The 17,659-nt window shown below is 68.6% G+C and carries 18 protein-coding genes; 14 read left to right on the forward strand and 4 right to left on the reverse strand.

The window, feature by feature from the left end; all coding sequences use genetic code 11:
* Window positions 1-125 precede the first annotated feature (125 nt).
* The 3 genes from secA to DS843_RS26045 all read left to right on the forward strand — a co-directional run bounded on the left by secA (window position 126) and on the right by DS843_RS26045 (window position 5,228).
* Window positions 126-2,876: a preprotein translocase subunit SecA gene (gene secA, locus DS843_RS26035; RefSeq protein ID WP_149471738.1), complete on the forward strand. Its 2,751-nt coding sequence runs from the start codon at window positions 126-128 to the stop codon at window positions 2,874-2,876.
* A gap of 122 nt (window positions 2,877-2,998) precedes the next feature.
* Window positions 2,999-3,433 carry a large conductance mechanosensitive channel protein MscL gene (gene mscL / locus DS843_RS26040; RefSeq protein WP_149471739.1) on the forward strand — a complete coding sequence of 145 codons (435 nt, stop codon included), beginning with the start codon at window positions 2,999-3,001 and terminating at the stop codon, window positions 3,431-3,433.
* A 265-nt stretch (window positions 3,434-3,698) separates the two neighbouring features.
* On the forward strand, window positions 3,699-5,228 hold the full coding sequence (locus DS843_RS26045; RefSeq protein ID WP_286192330.1) for a DEAD/DEAH box helicase: 1,530 nt from the start codon (window positions 3,699-3,701) through the stop codon (window positions 5,226-5,228).
* 82 nt (window positions 5,229-5,310) lie between these two features.
* Here the strand turns inward: DS843_RS26045 and DS843_RS26050 are convergent, their stop codons facing one another.
* On the reverse strand, window positions 5,311-6,318 hold the full coding sequence (locus tag DS843_RS26050; protein WP_149471740.1) for a cobalamin biosynthesis protein CobD/CbiB: 1,008 nt from the start codon (window positions 6,316-6,318) through the stop codon (window positions 5,311-5,313).
* A 7-nt stretch (window positions 6,319-6,325) separates the two neighbouring features.
* Window positions 6,326-6,889 carry an ankyrin repeat domain-containing protein gene (locus DS843_RS26055; RefSeq protein ID WP_149471741.1) on the reverse strand — a complete coding sequence of 188 codons (564 nt, stop codon included), beginning with the start codon at window positions 6,887-6,889 and terminating at the stop codon, window positions 6,326-6,328.
* 108 nt (window positions 6,890-6,997) lie between these two features.
* Here DS843_RS26055 and DS843_RS31395 point away from each other — a divergent pair, with 108 nt between their 5' ends.
* The 3 genes from DS843_RS31395 (at window position 6,998) to DS843_RS26065 (ending at window position 8,732) form a co-directional block, all read left to right on the forward strand.
* The gene (locus DS843_RS31395; protein ID WP_167525474.1) at window positions 6,998-7,144 is read left to right on the forward strand and encodes a hypothetical protein; all 147 of its coding nucleotides are present in this window, start codon (window positions 6,998-7,000) and stop codon (window positions 7,142-7,144) included.
* A gap of 95 nt (window positions 7,145-7,239) precedes the next feature.
* A complete protein-coding gene (locus DS843_RS26060; RefSeq protein WP_149471742.1) occupies window positions 7,240-7,845 on the forward strand; it encodes a general stress protein in 606 nt (201 codons plus the stop codon).
* A 119-nt stretch (window positions 7,846-7,964) separates the two neighbouring features.
* Window positions 7,965-8,732 carry a sulfite exporter TauE/SafE family protein gene (locus tag DS843_RS26065; RefSeq protein ID WP_149471743.1) on the forward strand — a complete coding sequence of 256 codons (768 nt, stop codon included), beginning with the start codon at window positions 7,965-7,967 and terminating at the stop codon, window positions 8,730-8,732.
* Between the two features lie 198 nt (window positions 8,733-8,930).
* Here DS843_RS26065 and DS843_RS26070 read toward each other — a convergent pair whose 3' ends face one another.
* The gene (locus tag DS843_RS26070) at window positions 8,931-9,827 is read right to left on the reverse strand and encodes a methyltransferase domain-containing protein (RefSeq protein WP_149471744.1); all 897 of its coding nucleotides are present in this window, start codon (window positions 9,825-9,827) and stop codon (window positions 8,931-8,933) included.
* 61 nt (window positions 9,828-9,888) lie between these two features.
* Here DS843_RS26070 and DS843_RS26075 point away from each other — a divergent pair, with 61 nt between their 5' ends.
* The 4 genes from DS843_RS26075 to DS843_RS26090 all read left to right on the forward strand — a co-directional run bounded on the left by DS843_RS26075 (window position 9,889) and on the right by DS843_RS26090 (window position 12,133).
* Window positions 9,889-10,188, forward strand: coding sequence for a flagellar biosynthetic protein FliQ (locus DS843_RS26075; protein WP_286192331.1), 300 nt, complete (start codon window positions 9,889-9,891; stop codon window positions 10,186-10,188).
* A 13-nt stretch (window positions 10,189-10,201) separates the two neighbouring features.
* On the forward strand, window positions 10,202-10,945 hold the full coding sequence (locus DS843_RS26080; RefSeq protein ID WP_149471745.1) for a ComF family protein: 744 nt from the start codon (window positions 10,202-10,204) through the stop codon (window positions 10,943-10,945).
* A 91-nt stretch (window positions 10,946-11,036) separates the two neighbouring features.
* Window positions 11,037-11,300, forward strand: coding sequence for a glutaredoxin 3 (gene grxC / locus DS843_RS26085; protein WP_149471746.1), 264 nt, complete (start codon window positions 11,037-11,039; stop codon window positions 11,298-11,300).
* Window positions 11,297-12,133: a carbon-nitrogen hydrolase family protein gene (locus DS843_RS26090; RefSeq protein WP_149471747.1), complete on the forward strand. Its 837-nt coding sequence runs from the start codon at window positions 11,297-11,299 to the stop codon at window positions 12,131-12,133. The genes grxC and DS843_RS26090 overlap by 4 nt, the downstream gene beginning before the upstream one ends.
* Window positions 12,134-12,137: 4 nt before the next feature.
* Here the strand turns inward: DS843_RS26090 and DS843_RS26095 are convergent, their stop codons facing one another.
* Window positions 12,138-12,767, reverse strand: coding sequence for a class I SAM-dependent methyltransferase (locus tag DS843_RS26095; protein ID WP_149471748.1), 630 nt, complete (start codon window positions 12,765-12,767; stop codon window positions 12,138-12,140).
* Window positions 12,768-12,897: 130 nt separating this feature from the next.
* Between DS843_RS26095 and DS843_RS26100 the strand changes: the two genes are divergently transcribed.
* The 4 genes from DS843_RS26100 to DS843_RS26115 all read left to right on the forward strand — a co-directional run bounded on the left by DS843_RS26100 (window position 12,898) and on the right by DS843_RS26115 (window position 17,642).
* Entirely contained in the window at window positions 12,898-13,425 is a 528-nt protein-coding gene (locus DS843_RS26100; RefSeq protein ID WP_149471749.1) for a DUF1178 family protein, read from the forward strand.
* 218 nt (window positions 13,426-13,643) lie between these two features.
* Complete coding sequence (locus DS843_RS26105; protein ID WP_149471750.1) at window positions 13,644-13,946, forward strand: DUF485 domain-containing protein; 303 nt, start codon at window positions 13,644-13,646, stop codon at window positions 13,944-13,946.
* On the forward strand, window positions 13,946-15,664 hold the full coding sequence (locus DS843_RS26110; protein WP_149471751.1) for a cation acetate symporter: 1,719 nt from the start codon (window positions 13,946-13,948) through the stop codon (window positions 15,662-15,664). The genes DS843_RS26105 and DS843_RS26110 overlap by 1 nt, the downstream gene beginning before the upstream one ends.
* Before the next feature lie 118 nt (window positions 15,665-15,782).
* The gene (locus DS843_RS26115; RefSeq protein WP_286192332.1) at window positions 15,783-17,642 is read left to right on the forward strand and encodes a putative nucleotidyltransferase substrate binding domain-containing protein; all 1,860 of its coding nucleotides are present in this window, start codon (window positions 15,783-15,785) and stop codon (window positions 17,640-17,642) included.
* Window positions 17,643-17,659: the final 17 nt, after the last annotated feature.

Consider the following 17,659-nt stretch of genomic DNA (forward strand, 5'->3'; position numbering starts at 1 on the left):
AGTCCCGCGATGGACCTCCCAAATGGCCGGGCAAAGGGGCGGGTCTCGTTGACAGAAACTTGCTTCGGGCCTATGTGAGACCGGTCAAAAAGCCGGCTTCACGACGTTCCACCCCCGAGGTTTTCATGTTCGGTGCTCTCGCCCGCAAGATTTTCGGCACCGCCAACACGCGCACGGTCAAGGCGCTGCAAAAATCCGTCCAGCAGATCAACGCGCTGGAGCCCGAGCTGGAGAAGCTCTCCGACGACGAACTGCGCGCCCGCACCGACTGGCTGCGCGGCCGGCTGTCGCAGGGCGAGACGCTCGACGCCATCCTGCCCGACGCCTTCGCCACCGTGCGCGAGGCGGGCAAGCGCGTTCTGGGGCAGCGGCACTACGACGTGCAGCTCATGGGCGGCATGGTCCTGCACCAGGGCAAGATCACCGAAATGCGCACCGGCGAAGGCAAGACGCTGGTCGCCACGCTGGCCGTCTACCTGAACGCGCTGGAAGGCAAGGGCGTCCACGTCGTCACCGTGAACGACTATCTGGCCTCGCGCGACAGCTCATGGATGGGCCGAATCTACGGCTTCCTCGGCCTGACCACCGGCTGCATCGTGCACGGGCTGGATGACGAGGAGCGCCGCGCCGCCTACGCCGCCGACATCACCTACGGCACGAACAACGAATTCGGCTTCGACTATCTGCGCGACAACATGAAGTTCCGCCTGGAGGACATGGTCCAGCGGCCCTTCAACTTCGCCATCGTGGACGAGGTCGACTCGATCCTGATCGACGAGGCGCGCACCCCGCTCATCATCTCCGGACCGTCCACCGACTCGTCGGAAATGTACGTGCAGGTGGACCGCCTGATCCCGCAGCTCACGCGGGACGATTATGAGCTGGACGAGAAGAACCGCACCGTCAGCCTGTCCGAAGCCGGGCAGGAGCACATGGAACAGCTTCTGTCCGAGGCCGGGCTGCTGAAGGCGGGCGGGCTGTACGACATCCAGAACGTGGCGCTGGTCCATCATTCCCAGCAGGCGCTGCGCGCCTACACCCTGTTCCAGCGCGACAAGGACTACATCGTCAAGGACGACAAGGTCATCATCATCGACGAGTTCACCGGCCGCATGATGGAGGGCCGCCGCTATTCGGAGGGCCTTCATCAGGCGCTGGAGGCCAAGGAGAAGGTGACCATCCAGCGCGAGAACCAGACGCTGGCCTCCATCACCTTCCAGAACTACTTCCGCATCTATCCGAAGCTGGCCGGCATGACCGGCACGGCGATGACCGAGGCGGCCGAATTCGCCGAGATCTACGGCCTCGAGGTCGTGGACATGCCGACCAACGTACCGGTCCAGCGCAAGGACATGGACGACGAGGTCTATCGGAAGGCGTCGGAGAAGTACGACGCGATCGTCGACCTGATCGAGGACGCCCGCAAGCGCCAGCAGCCGGTGCTGGTCGGCACGACCTCCATCGAGAAGTCGGAACTGATTGCCGACCTGTTGAAGAAGCGCGGCATCCCGCACAACGTGCTGAACGCCCGCCACCATGAGCAGGAAGCCTACATCGTCGCCCAGGCGGGCCGTCCGGGCGCCGTCACGGTTGCCACCAACATGGCGGGCCGCGGCACCGACATCCAACTCGGCGGCAACGTCGAGATGCGCATCGCGACCGAACTCGCCGACCTGCCGGAGGGGCCGGAGCGCGACGCCAGGATCAAGCAGATCCAGGCCGAGGTGGCCGAGGCGCGTGAGCTGGTGAAGCAGGCCGGCGGCCTCTACGTGGTCGGCACGGAGCGGCACGAGAGCCGCCGCATCGACAACCAGCTCCGCGGCCGTTCGGGCCGCCAGGGCGATCCGGGCGCGTCGAAGTTCTTCCTGTCGCTGGAAGACGACCTGATGCGCATCTTCGGGTCGGAGCGCATGGACGGCATGCTCCAGCGCCTGGGCCTCAAGGATGGGGAAGCGATCATCCACCCCTGGATCAACAAGGCGCTGGAAAAGGCCCAGACCAAGGTCGAGGCCCATCACTTCGAGGTCCGCAAGAACCTGCTCAAGTTCGACAACGTGATGAACGACCAGCGCAAGGTCGTCTACGAGCAGCGCCGCGAGATCATGGACACGGAGGACATCGCCGAGACGATCCTGGAGATGCGCCATCAGGTCATCTCCAACATGGTCAACAAGGCGATTCCGCCGAACTCCTACTCCGAAGCCTGGGACATCGCCGGCCTGCACGAGGAGGTGAACCGCCTTCTGGGCATGGACCTGCCGGTTGCCGACTGGGCCAAGGAAGAGGGCATCGCCGAGCCGGAGATCGAGGAGCGCGTCCGCGAGGCCGCCGACCGCAAATACGCGGAGAAGGTGGAGAGCTACGGCGCCGAGACGATGCGCCATGTGGAGAAGAGCCTGCTCCTCCAGATCCTGGATCAGGAATGGAAGGATCACCTGCTCCAGCTCGACCATCTCCGCCAGGGCATTTCCTTGCGCGCCTACGCGCAGAAGGACCCGCTGAACGAGTACAAGCGGGAAGCCTTCGAACTGTTCGAGACCATGCTGTCGACGCTGCGCGAGCAGGTGACCGCCGTGCTGATGCATGTGGAGATCCGCATCGCCCCGCAGCCGGAAGACCTCTACGCCCGTCCGCCGCAGGAGATGCACGAGGGCCGTGACGATCCGGCGCTCGCGATGGCGGAGGCTGGAGCCGGGGCCGCTCAGGGCTATCCGCCGGCCGACGCGCCGCTGCCCGCCGGCATGGTCCGGCGCGAGGCCGCCGCCTCGGTGGTGCCGGGGGCCGATCCCAACGCCTGGGCGAACACGCCGCGCAACGCGCCGTGCCCCTGCGGGTCGGGCCAGAAGTACAAGCACTGCCACGGCAAGGTCGCGTAAGCAGCCACCGCCGAAGGTGTTTCGGATGGGGCCGGACCGTCGGGTTCGGCCCTTTCCTTTTGCGGGTCTTGAAACTTCGGCTGGGCTTTGGCGTTCTTCCGAACAAAAGCCGGAGCGCAGCCATGTTGCAGGAGTTCAAGACCTTCATCAGCCGCGGCAACGTCGTGGAGCTGGCCGTCGGCATCATCATCGGCGCGGCCTTCACCGGCATCGTCAACTCGCTGGTCAAGGATGTGCTGATGCCGCCCATCGGCTGGCTCATGGGCGGGATCGACTTTTCCAACTACTTCCTGAACCTGTCCGGCGGCCAGTACGAGAGCCTCGCCGCGGCGGAGGCGGCGGGTGCCGCGACCATCAACTACGGCCGCTTCATCAACGCCCTCATCAACTTCTTCATCGTGGCGGGGGCTCTGTTCATGATCGTGCGGCAGGTCAACCGCCTGCATTTCCTCCAGGATTCCAAGCCAAAGACGCCGCCCCGCCAGGAAGTGCTGCTGGAGGAGATCCGGGATGCGCTGCGCGCACGGCAGGCAACCGCCCCGGGGGACGGGGGATGACCGGGACCGTGAAAGAATCTTCTTGGATTGTGCAGCGCAAACCATTATGTAAGGCGTCTTGATCGCTGGAGGCTCGCGCGTCTCTTGAGCGAGACGCGCTTTGATATTTCGGGACGGCCTTCCTTGGGACCCGGTCGCCCGTAGCTTCGGACAGACGCCTCTCCCTCTTCCGACCTCCTCCCGGCGAAAACGCCGGCGTTCCACCGCTCACCATCCTGGTGCGGCGGCCGTGCGCCGTCTTGGTCCTGAGGAAAGGTTACCCTACTTGTCGTCCATCGAAATGACCGCCGCCGACGCTCTCGTTGCCGAGACTTCCGTCATCGAGACCTCTGTCACCGAGGTTGCCGTCGCCGACGAAACCGTGACCGACACCACCGTCACCCCCAACGCCTTCACCGGGCTGGGCGTCCACCCGCTGGTCGTGAAGGCGCTGGAAGCGTTCGAATACAACACCCCGACCCCGGTCCAGGCCGAGGCGATCCCGCCGGCCCTGGAAGGCCGCGACATCCTGGCGACCGCCGAGACGGGCACGGGCAAGACCGCCGCCTTCATGCTGCCGGCGCTGACCCGCACCATCGACCTTCCGCGTCTGGGCGTCGCCGCCCCGCGCGTGCTGGTGCTGGCCCCGACCCGCGAGCTGGCCAAGCAGGTCACCGACGCCGCGCGCAAGTACGCCAAGTTCATGAAGTACAACATCGTGGACGTGGTCGGCGGCATGCCCTACCGCGACCAGCTCCGCCTGCTGTCGCGCGCCGTCGATGTGATGGTCGCCACGCCGGGCCGCCTGCTGGACCATGTGTCGCGCAACCGCATCGACCTCAGCGCCGTCGAGGTGCTGATCCTGGACGAGGCGGACCGCATGCTGGACATGGGCTTCCTGGACGATGTGGAAACCATCGCCAAGTGCTGCCCGGACAACCGCCAGACGCTGCTGTTCACCGCCACGCTGGACCGCCGCATGGCCCAGCTCGCCGGCAACCTGCTGCGCAACCCGGTGCGCGTCGCCGTTGAAAGCGCGACCACCTCGGTGAACGTCGAGCAGCGCCTGCACCACGCCGACGACATGGACCACAAGCGCCGCCTGCTGAAGCACTTCGCGGACCAGCCCGAGGTGGGCAAGGCGATCATCTTCGCCGCCACCAAGCGCGACGCGGATGCGCTGGCCGAGGAGCTGAGCGACGCCGGCCACGCCGCCGCCGCCCTGCACGGCGACATGGACCAGTTCAAGCGCAACCGCACGCTCCAGCGCCTGCGCACCGGTCAGGTCCGCCTGCTGGTGGCGACCGACGTGGCGGCGCGCGGCATCGACGTGCGCGACATCACCCACGTCATCAACTTCGACCTGCCGCGTTCGGCGGAGGACTATGTCCACCGCATCGGCCGCACTGGCCGTGCGGGCGCCTCGGGCGTGGCGATCTCCTTCGCCGCCCGCGCCGACCGCGACGCCCTGTTCCGGATCGAGCGCTACACCGGCACCCGTCTCGACATCCACGTCGTTCCGGGTCTGGAGCCGCAGCGTCCGTTCCAGTCCGGCGGCGGTGGTCGTCCGGCGGGCCGTCCGGGTGGCCGCCCGGGTGGTGGCAACGGCGGCGGCTACAACAAGAAGCCGTGGGTGCGCAACGCGGGTGGCGCCGAGGGCGGCAAGCCGAACGGCGGCCCGGGGGGCCGTCCGCAGGGCCGTCCGGCGAACCGGAACGAGCATGGCCGCAGCGACCATGCCCGCAACGAGCACGGTGGTCACGCCCGCCGCGACTCCCAGGGCGGCAAGCCGGCGCACCGGGCGTCCAAGTGGTAACAGCGGCTCGCCGCTGACATGAAAAAGGCGCGGTCCTTCGGGATCGCGCCTTTTTTCTTGGCCATGCTCTTTGGGAGCCGCGTCACACCCCCGCAATGCCCCACAGCAGCAGGGCCACCAGCAGGATCAGGATCAGCCCGGCCACGGCGTAGACCGCCAGCGCCCGTCCGATGTCGGCGGCGGTGGCCCTCGCGCGGCCTTCGCCGATCCAGGGTTCGGTGATGACCACTCCGCCGTCGCGGTGCGGCCCGCCCAGCGCCAGACCCAGCGCGCCGGCCATGGCGGCGGTCGGCCAGCCCATGTTGAGGGAAGCCGCCTTGCCGCCGTCCCGCATCATGGTGCGGAAGGCGCCGCCGGCCTTCGCCCCGGCGAATGGCGCGGCCAGCGCGAGCAGGAACGCGGCCAGCCGGGCCGGGATGGCGTTCAGCGCGTCGTCCAGCCGCGCCGCCGTCAGGCCGAAGCGCTCGTGCCGGATGCCCTGATGGCCCAGCGCCGAATCGGCCCCGTCCACCACCGCCCAGACCAGCAGCCCCGGTACCCCCAGCAGGGCGTAACCGAAGACTGGGGCCACCAGCTTGCGGGCGAAGCCCTTGGCGGCGGCCTCGATGGCGGCGCGGGCGATGCCGTGCTCGTCCAGGCTGAAGGCATGGCGGCGGGTGAGGGGGGCGACGGCGACCTGCGCCGGGACCGCTCCGCCCTTCTCCAGCGCGCGGCGCACCGCCCGCACCTGCACCCAGGCGCTCCGCCCGCGCAACGTGGCGAGAATCACGACCAGTTCCAGCAGCCAGCCCCGGCTCTGCGCGCCGATGCGCTCCACGATCAGGCCGATGGCGACAGCGGCCAGCAGGAGCGCCAGCACGACCAGGGCGCCGCGCAGCAGGCGGGCGGTCTTCCCGCGCTCCACCCGGTTCAGCCGCCGGTCGGCCCAGGCGCAGAAGCGCCGCGCCAGAGCCGCCGGGTCGGGCAGGACGTGCCCGATCCAATCGCCCGCGGCGGCGTCGATGGCCAGGGCCAGCAGCAACAGGAACAGCGGACCCGGACCGTTCAGGGGGGCGGCGCCGAGGATGGAGGTGAGCGTGGCGTCGCCCATCGCGGCCTCAGCGCGCCCCGGCCTGACGCAGCAGGCTCGCCACGCGGGCGTTGCGGCTGTCCTGCGCCCAGCTCAGCGTCGTGCGGCCCGTGAAGTCGGACCGGTCGGCCTTCGCACCGGCCTTCAGCAGCCGCTCCACCATTTCGGCCCGGCCATAGCGCGCCGCGGTCATCAGCGGGGTGATGCCCTGGCGGTTGTCCTGATCGACCTTGGCACCCTTGGCCAGCAGAAGGTCAACCGCCTCCGGCGCGTCGGACTCCGCCGCGTAGTGCAGCGGGGTGTTGCCGGCCTTGTCGGCGCGGTTGGGGTTGGCCCCGCCGTCCAGCAGAAGCCGCACCAACTCCGGATGGCCGTTGCCGATGGCCAGCAGCAGGACGGGCCGCCCGCTGGCATCGACCTGATTCGGGTTTTCGCCCTTCAGAAGCAGAAGCCGCAGCGCGCTGGCGTCGTTGGACGTCACCGCCTTGACCATGGAGGGGCCTTCCAGAAGGTTGATCTGGGCCAGGGCCGGCGCCGTGACGGGGGCGGTCAGGCCGAGGGCCAGCAGACTGAGCAACAGCAGCCGTTTCATGGCGCGTCCTTTTGTGCGATCCGTGTGGGTGAGATCCGTCCTTCGGCCGGGGATACTATCCAGTTTGGCCCGGTTTGGCGACGGCGACCCGCTGCAAAGGAGCCGCCCATGGTCCGCAACCCGCTCGCCCGCCACATCGCCCTGTTTCTCGCGGTGAAGTTCGCGTTGATCGCGCTGGGCCTCTGGTGGTTCTTCGGCTCCATGCCGGAACCGCGGGGCGTGGTGCCGCCGCCCGCCGCCGCCGGAAAGCCCTGACCCCACGGCCTCCCCGGCGGGAACCTCCCTTCGGCGCCCGCGGTTAATCTTCAACCGGGGGGCCTCAACCGGGAGGCGCAACAGGGGAGACCACCATGAGCTTCGAAAGTGACGTGAACGCGAACCGGACCGGCGGCGATCCGCGCGGCGCCGTGCGCGAAGCGGTGGGCATCTTCGCCAGCCGCGACGCCCTTCAAAAGGCCATCGACGAGCTGTCCCTCGCCGGCTTCCAGCGCCACGAGCTGAGCGTGCTCGCCAATGACCAGACCATCCGCGACCATCTGGGCCATGTGCCGGAGCGGGCGGAGGACATCGCCCACGATCCAGACGCGCCGCGCCAGTCCTACGTCTCGCCGGAGGATGTCGGCAGCGTGAAGGGCGTCGCCGTTGGGTTCCCGGCCTATGTGGGAGCGATCCTGGCGACCGGCGCCGTTCTGGCGACCGGCGGGACGGCCCTGGCCGCGGTGGCCGCGGCGGCGGCGGCGGGTGTCGGGGGCGGTGCCATGGGCTCCGTCATGTCGAGTTGGCTGACCGACAAGCGCAACGAGCCGATGCTCCAGCACCTCGACAAGGGCGGCATCCTGCTGTGGGTCAATCTGGCCGACGCCGGGCGGGAGCGGCAGGCGCTGGAGATCATGAACCGCCACGCCGTCCAGCCGGTGACGGTGCACGAGGTGCCGCAGGCCGGTTCCGAGGGCTGAGCGCAGGGCGCTTACGACCCGTTGACCGAGCCCCGTTGACCCGGCCCCGTTGACCCAGGTCATAGCCTTCGCGGCGGGCTTCCCCTATACACGGGCGGTCTTCCAACCGGAGGTCCGCCTTGGACACCCACTCGGCCCTGTCGCTTCTCGAAGCCGGCCTGAACCAGTGCGCCATCGTCATCGACCGGGACGGCGGGCTCCTGTTCGCGCTGCTCACCGCGGGGCTGGTCGGGGGGGCGACCCATTGCGCGGGCATGTGCGGTCCCTTCGTTCTGGCCCAGGTCACCGCGAGGCTGGAGCAGGTTCCGGCCTCGCGGATGAGCGAGTTCCACCGGCTGGCCGGGGCGGCGGTGCTGCCCTATCATTTGGGGCGCGGCACCACCTACACGCTGATCGGCGCGGCGGCGGCGGCGGTCGCCGGCCATGTCGGGGCTCTGCCGGGGCTGAAATGGCTGTCGGTGGCTCTGCTGGCCTTCGCGGCGCTGTTCTTCCTGGGCTATGCGGTGAAGGGGCTGACGGCCTGGGTGCCGAAGCTCGACGGCGCGGTCCAGCGCTGGTGGGGCGACCGGGTGTCGGGGCTGGCCCGTCCCCTGTTCGGCAACCCCACGGGCTGGCGCGGCTACGCGCTCGGTCTCGCGCTGGGCTTCATTCCCTGCGGGCTTCTTTACGGCGCCGTGGCGGTGGCCGCGGCCAGCGGCAGCGCGCTGACCGGGGCGCTGGGCATGGCGGCCTTCACGCTGGGCACGCTGCCGAGCCTGCTGGCGGTCGGTCTGGCCGGGCATCTGGCGGGGCGCACCTGGCGCACCGCGGTGGTGCGTGCGGCGCCGGTCATCATGGTGGTGAACGCCGGGGTGCTGGGCTGGATGGCGGTCCGGATGATCGGGTGAGTTGCTGGTGGGGTTGCGGGATTTCACCACGAAGACACGAAGGCACTAAGAACACACGAAGATTGGTTGACTTGGCCGCGCCTGAGCCCGGATGAAATTTCCTGTTATCCGAACGTCTCGGGCAAGAAGCTTCTTTGTGCTTCCTTTGTGCCTTCGTGTCTTTGTGGTGTCCCGCCGCCCAAGCGACACCCCCCGGAATTACGACAACCTTTCCGCCGATCCCTTCAGCGCCTCGCCCAGCGGGATCTCACCGCAGCCGGGCTTGAGCGGTTGCTGCTGGCTCTCGTGCGGCGACCAGCCGGCCAGATAGAGGATCTGGAAGGTCGCCTCGATGCGCCCGTCCGGCTCGGCATACCGCTCGGCATAGCGGCGGGCGGCGTCGAACAGCAGGGCGCGGGTGGCCGGCACCTTGCGGCGGGCGAGGACGGCGTTGGTCTCCCCCATGCCGCGCAGGTCGCGCATCAGGCGGAAGGCGTCGCTGTAGGTGACGGTGATGACGTCGCTGTCGATCACCGGCAGGGCGAAGCCGGCTCGCTGCATCAGCCCGCCCACGTCCCGGATCTCCGCGAAGGGCGACACGCGGGGCGACACGCCTCCCGACACCTCCATCTCCGCCTCGTAAAGGCAGCGGCGCAGCTCCAGAAGCGTTTCGCCGCCCAGCATGGCCGCGCAGAAGAAGCCGTCGGGCTTCAGCGCCTGCCGCACCTGGACCAGCGCGCCCGGCAGGTCGTTGACCCAGTGGAGGCTGAGGTTGCTGACCACGAGGTCGAAGGTCTCGGGCGCGAAGGGCAGGAATTCCTCGTCGGCGGCGACGGCCAGCGGACCGGCCCGCCGGGCGAAGCCGGGGGAGAGGTCGCAGGCGACGAGCGTCTCGATCCCCTTCCGCCCGCGCAGCATCCGCCCCATCACCCCGTCATGGGCGCCGAGGTCGAGCGCGGTGGGAAAGGGCCGGACCACGTCCTCCAGCCGGTCGGCGAGGCGGTCGGCCACCTCCTCGAACAGGAAGGCGTGTTCGGCGAAGGCGGGGACGGCGCGGTCGCGGCGGCGGCGGACGAGCGCGCGGTCGAAGACGGTCATGCTGTCGGGCGTGGTCATGCCCGCAATATAGCCCAGCGCCCGGGGGCTACAACCATCGGCGAAGCGGCGGAGCTGTGGTATGATCGACGCCGAACGTCGCTGGAGCTTGGCCATGGGAATCGAGGAAGCCATCGGCGCCACTTACGAGGCGCTGATCGTCATCATCAAGATCACCACCCCGGTCCTCGTCGTCACGACCGTGCTCGGCATGGTGTTGACCGTCTTTCAGCAGGCGACCAACATCAACGAATCGACGCTCCAGCAGGATCTGAAGATCTTCGCGACGCTGGCGCTTCTGTTCATCACGGGGCCGGCGATCTACATCGCGCTGCGCGACTACACCTTCGTGATCTTCGACCGCATCGCCGGGCTGAACTGAGGGGGGCGCCGCGATGGCCCTCGCGCAACGGCTGGCGACCGGAGTCCTGGCGGGAATCCTGGACGCGCTTCTGCCGCCGCGCTGCCTGTGCTGTGGTGGGGCGGTGGACCGGCAGGGCGGTTTGTGCGCGGCCTGCTGGACCGGCCTGACCTTCATCGCGCCGCCCTTCTGCGCCGGCTGCGGCACGCCCTTCGACTTCGCGCTGGAGGGGGAGCATCTGTGCGGCGCCTGCATCGCGGAACCGCCGGTCTACGCCCGCGCCCGCGCCGTGCTGGCCTATGACGACGGCAGCCGGCCCCTGGTGCTGGGCTTCAAGCACGGCGACCGCATCCACGCCGCCGACGCCTACGGCGCGTGGCTGGCCCGCGCCGGGGCGGAGCTTCTGGCCGAGGCCGACCTGCTGGCCCCGGTGCCGCTGCACCGGCTGCGGCTGTTCCGGCGGCGCTACAACCAGGCGGCCCTGCTGGCCCGGGCGGCGGGGCGGCAGGCCGGGTGCCCGGTGCTGCCCGATCTGCTGATCCGCCGCCGGGCCACCCCGTCGCAGGGCGGCCTGGACCGGTCCGGGCGGCGGCGGAACGTGAAGGGAGCCTTCGCGGTCCGTCCGGGGCTGGAGCCGCGGGTGGCGGGCAAGCGGATCGTTCTGGTGGACGACGTGCTGACCACCGGGGCCACCCTGTCGGAATGCGCGCGGGTGCTTCTGCGCGCCGGGGCGGAGCGGGTTGACGCGCTGACCCTGGCGCGCGTCGTGAAGACGTAAGCCGTGAAGACGTAAGCCTTGAAAACGTAACGGGTGGCGTGGAAGGACGGTTGATCTTATAACCGTTCCAAACAGCCAAGGAGCCGCCCGCATGGCCGACGTCGTCATCTACACAACGCCCTTCTGCCCCTACTGCTCGCGCGCCAAGCGCCTGCTCGACAGCAAGGGGGTGGCGTATGAGGAGATCGACCTCTACATGCAGCCGGGCCGCCGTGACGAGATGGTGCAGCGCGCCGAGGGGCGCATGACCGTGCCGCAGATCTTCATCGACGGGAAGCCCTACGGCGGGTCCGACGACATCCACGCGCTGGACCGCGCGGGCAAGCTCGACCCCCTGCTGGGGATCGGCGGATGACCGGCATCCTGAAGGCCGCCTGCGTCCAGGTGAACGCGGGCACGGAAATCCTTCCGAACCTTCAGGCGGCGGGCGATCTGGTCCGCCGGGCGCGGGACGCCGGCGCGGACTTCATCGCCCTTCCCGAGAATGTCGGCATGATCGTGCAGGGCCGCGCGAAGGTGCTGGAGCGGGTGAAGCCGGCGGACGAGCACCCCGCCATCCCCTTCTTCGCCGATCTGGCGCGGGAGACGGGGACTTGGCTGCTCGCCGGCACGCTGGGCGTGCTTCTGGACGACGGGCGGGTGGCGAACCGCAGTTACCTTTTCAACGCGGAGGGGCGGACCGTCGCCCAGTACGACAAGCTCCACATGTTCGACGTGGACCTGACGGGCGGGGAAAGCTATCGCGAATCCGCGACCTTCCGGCCCGGCGACCGCGCGGTCCTGGCCGCCACGCCCTGGGGCGGGGTGGGCATGACCGTCTGCTACGACCTGCGCTTCGCCTATCTCTACCGGGCGCTGGCCCAAGCGGGGGCGTCGATCCTCACCGTGCCGGCGGCCTTCACCGTGCCGACCGGCCGGGCGCATTGGCACACGCTGCTGCGCGCCCGCGCCATCGAGACGGGCTGCTTCGTGCTCGCCCCGGCCCAGACCGGCACCCACGACCAGGGACGGCTGACCTACGGCCATTCCCTGATCGTCGCCCCCTGGGGCGAGGTGCTTGCCGACGCCGGGGAGGAGGTGGGCTTCGTCCTGGCGGAGCTGGACATGGCCCGCGTGGAGGAGGCCCGGCGGATGGTGCCGGCCCTGACCCACGACCGGACCTTCACGCTGGAGCGGATCGGCTTCTGAGGATTCAGGGAAGGGGCCGGGGCTCCGGGTCGCCGTCCAGCCCGTTTCCGGCCTCCAGGTCGTTGACCGCGCACAGGCGCTGCACCACCGCGGCCTTGGGCGAGGCAACCTCGCCATGCTCGTAGGCGACGACCTGGAGGCGCCCGCGCGCGACGTCCAGAAGCTCGCCGCTGCGCAGCAGGAAGGCGGGGGAGGCGGGGCGCCCGAAGCGGGCGTTGCCCAGCGCGAAGGTCTCGTACAGCAGCACGCCGCCCGGCTCCAGCGCGCCCAGCAGGGCGGGGAACAGCGGGCGGTGCAGGTAGTTGGTCACCACGATCGCGGCGAAGCGGCGGTCGCGCAGCAGCGGCACGGGTTCCCCGGTCTCCAGATCGGCCTCCACCAGTTCCACCCCCGGCGTGCCGGACAGGTCGGCCACCCCGCGCAGGTCGCGGTCCAGCCCGGTGACCGGGTGGTTGCGCGCGTGGAACAGCCGCAGATGCCGGCCCGATCCGCAAGCGAGGTCGAGGACGGGGCCGCCCGACCGCACCAGCGGCGCGAAGCGCGCGACCCAGGGGGAGGGCGGGCCGAGCGCGGAATGGGGCGATGCCGGGGAAGGGGCAGAGGAGGATGGGGCAGCGGAGGGGGGGATGGACAAGGGATGGATGCTCCCGCTCTTTTCATGACCGGTGTTTGACGCTGATGCCGCGTCGTGCTGAATTGGCGGCTGTTCAGCGGTCCTTCACCATACCATCTGTCCTTCACACCTTGGAGCATCCGACGGGGATATGATCCTCTTCGTTCTGAAATGCACGGCCGACCACCGGTTCGAAGCCTGGTTCCGCAACGGCGACGCCTATGAGACGCAGGCCGCCGCCCGAGCCATCGCATGCCCGGTCTGCGGCGACACGCACATCACCAAGGCCCCCATGGCGCCGCGCATCGCCAAAGGGGGGCGGTCCAAGGACGACGCGCCCCGGGACGGCGGCGCGCCGGAAACCGCCCCCGCGGCGCCGGCGGGAGGCGCGCCGGTCCCCGCGGCTCCTTCGGCACCCGCCGTTCCGCCCCTGCCGCCGGAGGTGCGCGAGCGCTTCGCGGCGGAGGTCATGCGCCAGTTGACGGAGATCCGCCGGACGGTGGAGGACAACTGCGACTACGTCGGCGACCGCTTCGCCGAGGAGGCGCGGCGCATCCATTACGGCGAGACCGACCCGCGCGGCATCTACGGCGAAGCCACGGCCAGGGAAGCCGAAGAGTTGGAGGAGGAGGGTGTGACTTTTGGTCGCATACCTTGGCTTCCGCGGACCAATTCCTAAGTCCACGCTTCAGAACAATTCGCCGCTCCCCTTGCCCTTTCGTTACCTCGGGTTTGCAGACGGGCTGCCGGAACAACGACTGCGGGCTGCGTCAAGCCGCTTTTTAACGGTTGACCTGAATCAAAGTTGTTGACGGGATAGTTCGTTACAAAGACCATATGGTCCGAGTGTCTAATATGACCTTGCAAAAACGCTCGGCACTCGCGAGGGGACGCACTATGAAAGAAAACGCTCAGAGGATTCTCGCGAATCCCAAGTTTCAGGAGCTGGTGCAGAAGCGCAGCGCATTCGCGTGGACGCTCTCGATCGCCATGCTCGTCATCTACTTCGGCTTCATCCTGCTGGTCGCCTTCGGCAAGGGGTTCCTGGGTACCCCGATCGGTAACGGCGTGATCACCTGGGGTATTCCCGTCGGCCTCTTCACCATCGTCTCGGCGTTCATCCTGACCGGCATCTACGTGCACCGGGCGAACGGCGAGTTCGATGAGCTGAACCGGCAGATCATGGAGGAGTCGAAGTGATGCGTTCGCTGATCAATCGTGTGGGCGTCGCGGCCGCTGCGGCTGGCGCGCTCATCCCCGCGTCGGTGCACGCGGCGGCGGTCGAAGGCGCGGTTCAGAAGCAGGCGACGAATTATTCCGCGATCGTCATGTTCCTGATCTTCGTGCTCGCCACGCTCGGCATCACCTACTGGGCGGCGCGCCGCACGAAGTCGGCCAAGGACTTCTACGCTGCCGGCGGTGGCATCACCGGCTTCCAGAACGGCCTCGCCATCGCCGGCGACTACATGTCGGCGGCCTCCTTCCTCGGCATCGCCGGCCTCGTCTACATGTCGGGCTTCGACGGCCTGATCTTCTCGGTGGGCTGGCTGGTCGGTTGGCCGATCATCCTGTTCCTGGTCGCTGAGCGCCTGCGCAACCTCGGCAAATACACCTTCGCCGACGTCGCCTCCTACCGCTTCCAGCAGACCCCGATGCGCACGATGGCCGCCTGTGGCTCGCTCGCCACGGTGACCTTCTACCTGATCGCCCAGATGGTCGGCGCCGGCAAGCTGATCCAGCTTCTGTTCGGCATGGACTATCTGTGGGCGGTGGTGATCGTCGGCATCCTCATGATCGCCTACGTGACCTTCGGCGGCATGCTCGCCACCACCTGGGTGCAGATCATCAAGGCGGTGCTGCTGCTGTCGGGTGCCTCCTTCATGGCCTTCGCGGTGCTCGCCAAGTTCGGCTTCAGCCCGGAGGCGATGTTCTCCACGGCCACGCAGCTCCACCCGAAGGGCGTCTCCATCATGGCGCCGGGCGCCCTCATCAGCGACCCGGTCTCGGCGATTTCGCTGGGCATGGCGCTGATGTTCGGCACCGCCGGCCTGCCGCACATCCTGATGCGCTTCTTCACGGTGTCGGACGCCCGGGAAGCCCGCAAGTCGGTGTTCTACGCGACCGGCTTCATCGGCTACTTCTACATCCTGACCTTCATCATCGGCTTCGGCGCCATCGTGCTGCTGCTGGCTCCGGACGCCACCGGCGCCTATCCGTTCCTCGACGCGGCCAAGCTGGCGGCGGCGGGCGGCAAGGTCAACCCGGCGATGATCATCGGCGGCTCCAACATGGCGGCCATCCACACCGCGCACGCGGTGGGCGGCGACCTGTTCTTCGGCTTCATCTCGGCCGTGGCCTTCGCCACCATCCTCGCGGTGGTCGCGGGCCTGACGCTGGCCGGCGCCTCGGCCGTGTCGCACGACCTGTACGCCTCGGTGTTCGCCAAGGGCCGCGCGTCGGAGCATGACGAGATCCGCGTGTCGAAGATCACCACCGTGGTCATCGGCATCGTCTCGATCTTCCTCGGCATCGCCTTCGAGAACCAGAACGTGGCCTTCATGGTCGGCCTCGCCTTCGTGATCGCGGCCTCGGCGAACTTCCCGGTTCTGCTGATGTCGATGTTCTGGGGCCGGATGACCACCCGCGGCGCCGTGCTGGGCGGCTGGATCGGCCTGATCTCCTCGGTGACGCTGCTGATCCTGGGTCCGACCGTGTGGAAGTCGGTGCTGGGCAACCCGGCCGCCATCTTCCCGTACGACAACCCGGGCATCTTCACCATCCCGCTGTCCTTCCTGGCGATCTGGTTCTTCTCGATCACCGACAACAGCAAGACCGCGCAGGACGAGCGCGAGGCCTACAAGGCCCAGTACATCCGGTCGCAGACCGGCCTGGGCGCGGAGGGGGCCTCTGCCCACTAATGCGAATGGTCGCACCTGCCTTCCGCGAATGACGGGACTGGTGTAATCTTCAAGGCGCCTCAGGACACAGGTCTTGGGGCGCCTTTTTTATTCACCCCACCGGTTCGTGGAGCGGGTTTTGTCCGACGCCTTCGATTTCTCCGTTCCCCCCTTCGACCGGCTGACGCCGGAGCAGCGGCAGCGCCTCGGCGCGGCTCTCGACCTCGGCGTCTATCCGCGCGACAGCGTGATCCTGAGCCGGGGCGAGCCGGCGGATTGCCTGTTCGTCGTGCGGCAGGGGCTGGTTCACGAACGCCGCGGGGGCGAGGTGGTGGCGGTGCACGGCGCCCATGACGGCTTCGACCTCCAACTGCTCTTCTCCGACGGTCAGCCGCGCAGCTTCGTCGCCGCCGAGGACACGCTGTGCGATCTGGTGCCGCGTCCGGTCCTTCTCGAACTGGCCCGCGAGAACGCGGCCTTCGGGGCGGTCATCCAGCAGGACTTCGCGGACCGGCTGACCGCGTTGGCCAGCGAACGCTCGAACCGCGAAACCGCCGCCCTGACCATGGCGCGCATCCGGCAGGCGTATCTTCACCCGCCGGTCTTCGTGGAGGCCGGGGCGAGCCTGCGCGACGCCGCGGCGGCCATGAAGCGGAACAAGACCAGCAGCGTGCTGGTCCGGGACCGTGACGCCAAGTCCACAGACGACCTTGGGGCCGACCTCCGGGCCGACCTGCGGAACGAGGGCCGCGTCGGCATTCTGACCGGCACCGACCTGCGCGACCTCGTGGTGCTGGACGGGCTTCCGGTGGACAGCCCGGTGGGGCCGCTCGCCCGTTACGAGCTTCTGTCGCTGGACCGCGACGACCTTCTGTTCAACGCGCTGGTCCTGATGACCAAGCATTCGGTGCGCCGTCTGGTCATCACGGAACAGGGGGCGGTCGCCGGGATGCTGGAGCAGACCGACCTGCTGGCCGTGCTGTCCAACCATTCGCAGGTCATCGCGCTCCAGATCGACCGCGCGGCCTCGCCGGACGACCTGCGCCAAGCCAGCCACGACATCGTCGGGCTGATCCGCACGCTGCACGGCACGGGCGTCAAGGTCTCCTTCATCGCCGACCTCGTGACGGAGCTGAACCGCAAGATCTTCCGCCGCCTGTTCGAGCTTCTGGCGCCGCCGGACCTGCTGGCGAATTCCTGCCTGATCGTCATGGGCAGCGAGGGGCGCGGCGAGCAGCTTCTGAAGACCGACCAGGACAACGGGCTGATTCTGCGCGACGGTTACGATTGCCCGTCCCTGTCTCAGGTGACCGACGCCTTCACCCGCCATCTGGTGGACTTCGGCTACCCGCCCTGCCCGGGCCGGATCATGGTGTCCAACCCCGACTGGACGCGCCCGCTGGCCCAGTACAAGGACTCCCTGTTCCACTGGATTCACCGCCCCGACGAGGCGGCGCAGATGAACCTTGCCATCTTCTACGACGCGGCGGCGGTGGCCGGGGACGAATCGCTGCTGGCGGAGGCGAAGGGCTATCTGCTGGGCCGGCTTCAGGACAACCAGATGTTCTTCACCGCCTTCGCCCGCCCGGCGCTGGCCTTCGACACGCCGTCGGGCCTGTTCGGCGGCCTGTTCGAGCGGCGCCGCAACGAGGCGGTGGACATCAAGAAGGCCGGCATCTTCCCCATCGTGCACGGTGTCCGCGCCCTGGCGCTGGAGAAGCACATGGCGGAGACCAACACGACGGAGCGGATTTGGGCGCTCGCCGACAAGGGCGTGCTGGACCGCGCCGTGGCGGGCGAACTGGCCGACGCCTTCGCCTTTCTGTCCACGCTGCGGCTGAAGGCGGGCGTGGACGCCAGCCTGTCCGGCACCCAGACCGACAATTTCGTCCACACCGAAACCCTGGGCAAGCTCGACCGCGACCAGTTCAAGGACTGCCTGGCGCTGGTGAAGAAGTTCAAGGAACTGCTCGCCTACCACTTCCACCTGAACCATTGACCTGCCCGCACCGCGGG

This window comes from Roseomonas genomospecies 6 (genome assembly GCF_008365375.1).
In the GTDB taxonomy this organism is placed as follows: domain Bacteria; phylum Pseudomonadota; class Alphaproteobacteria; order Azospirillales; family Azospirillaceae; genus Azospirillum.

Bases quoted from the DNA above. Each gene is read 5' to 3' on its own strand.
- secA (WP_149471738.1), top strand. From the start codon at position 126: ATGTTCGGTGCTCTCGCCCGCAAGATTTTCGGCACCGCCAACACGCGC.
- mscL (WP_149471739.1), top strand. From the start codon at position 2,999: ATGTTGCAGGAGTTCAAGACCTTCATCAGCCGCGGCAACGTCGTGGAG.
- DS843_RS26050 (WP_149471740.1), bottom strand. From the start codon at position 6,318: ATGGGCGACGCCACGCTCACCTCCATCCTCGGCGCCGCCCCCCTGAAC.
- DS843_RS26055 (WP_149471741.1), bottom strand. From the start codon at position 6,889: ATGAAACGGCTGCTGTTGCTCAGTCTGCTGGCCCTCGGCCTGACCGCC.
- DS843_RS31395 (WP_167525474.1), top strand. From the start codon at position 6,998: ATGGTCCGCAACCCGCTCGCCCGCCACATCGCCCTGTTTCTCGCGGTG.
- DS843_RS26060 (WP_149471742.1), top strand. From the start codon at position 7,240: ATGAGCTTCGAAAGTGACGTGAACGCGAACCGGACCGGCGGCGATCCG.
- DS843_RS26070 (WP_149471744.1), bottom strand. From the start codon at position 9,827: ATGACCACGCCCGACAGCATGACCGTCTTCGACCGCGCGCTCGTCCGC.
- DS843_RS26075 (WP_286192331.1), top strand. From the start codon at position 9,889: ATGATCGACGCCGAACGTCGCTGGAGCTTGGCCATGGGAATCGAGGAA.
- DS843_RS26080 (WP_149471745.1), top strand. From the start codon at position 10,202: ATGGCCCTCGCGCAACGGCTGGCGACCGGAGTCCTGGCGGGAATCCTG.
- grxC (WP_149471746.1), top strand. From the start codon at position 11,037: ATGGCCGACGTCGTCATCTACACAACGCCCTTCTGCCCCTACTGCTCG.
- DS843_RS26090 (WP_149471747.1), top strand. From the start codon at position 11,297: ATGACCGGCATCCTGAAGGCCGCCTGCGTCCAGGTGAACGCGGGCACG.
- DS843_RS26100 (WP_149471749.1), top strand. From the start codon at position 12,898: ATGATCCTCTTCGTTCTGAAATGCACGGCCGACCACCGGTTCGAAGCC.
- DS843_RS26105 (WP_149471750.1), top strand. From the start codon at position 13,644: ATGAAAGAAAACGCTCAGAGGATTCTCGCGAATCCCAAGTTTCAGGAG.
- DS843_RS26110 (WP_149471751.1), top strand. From the start codon at position 13,946: ATGCGTTCGCTGATCAATCGTGTGGGCGTCGCGGCCGCTGCGGCTGGC.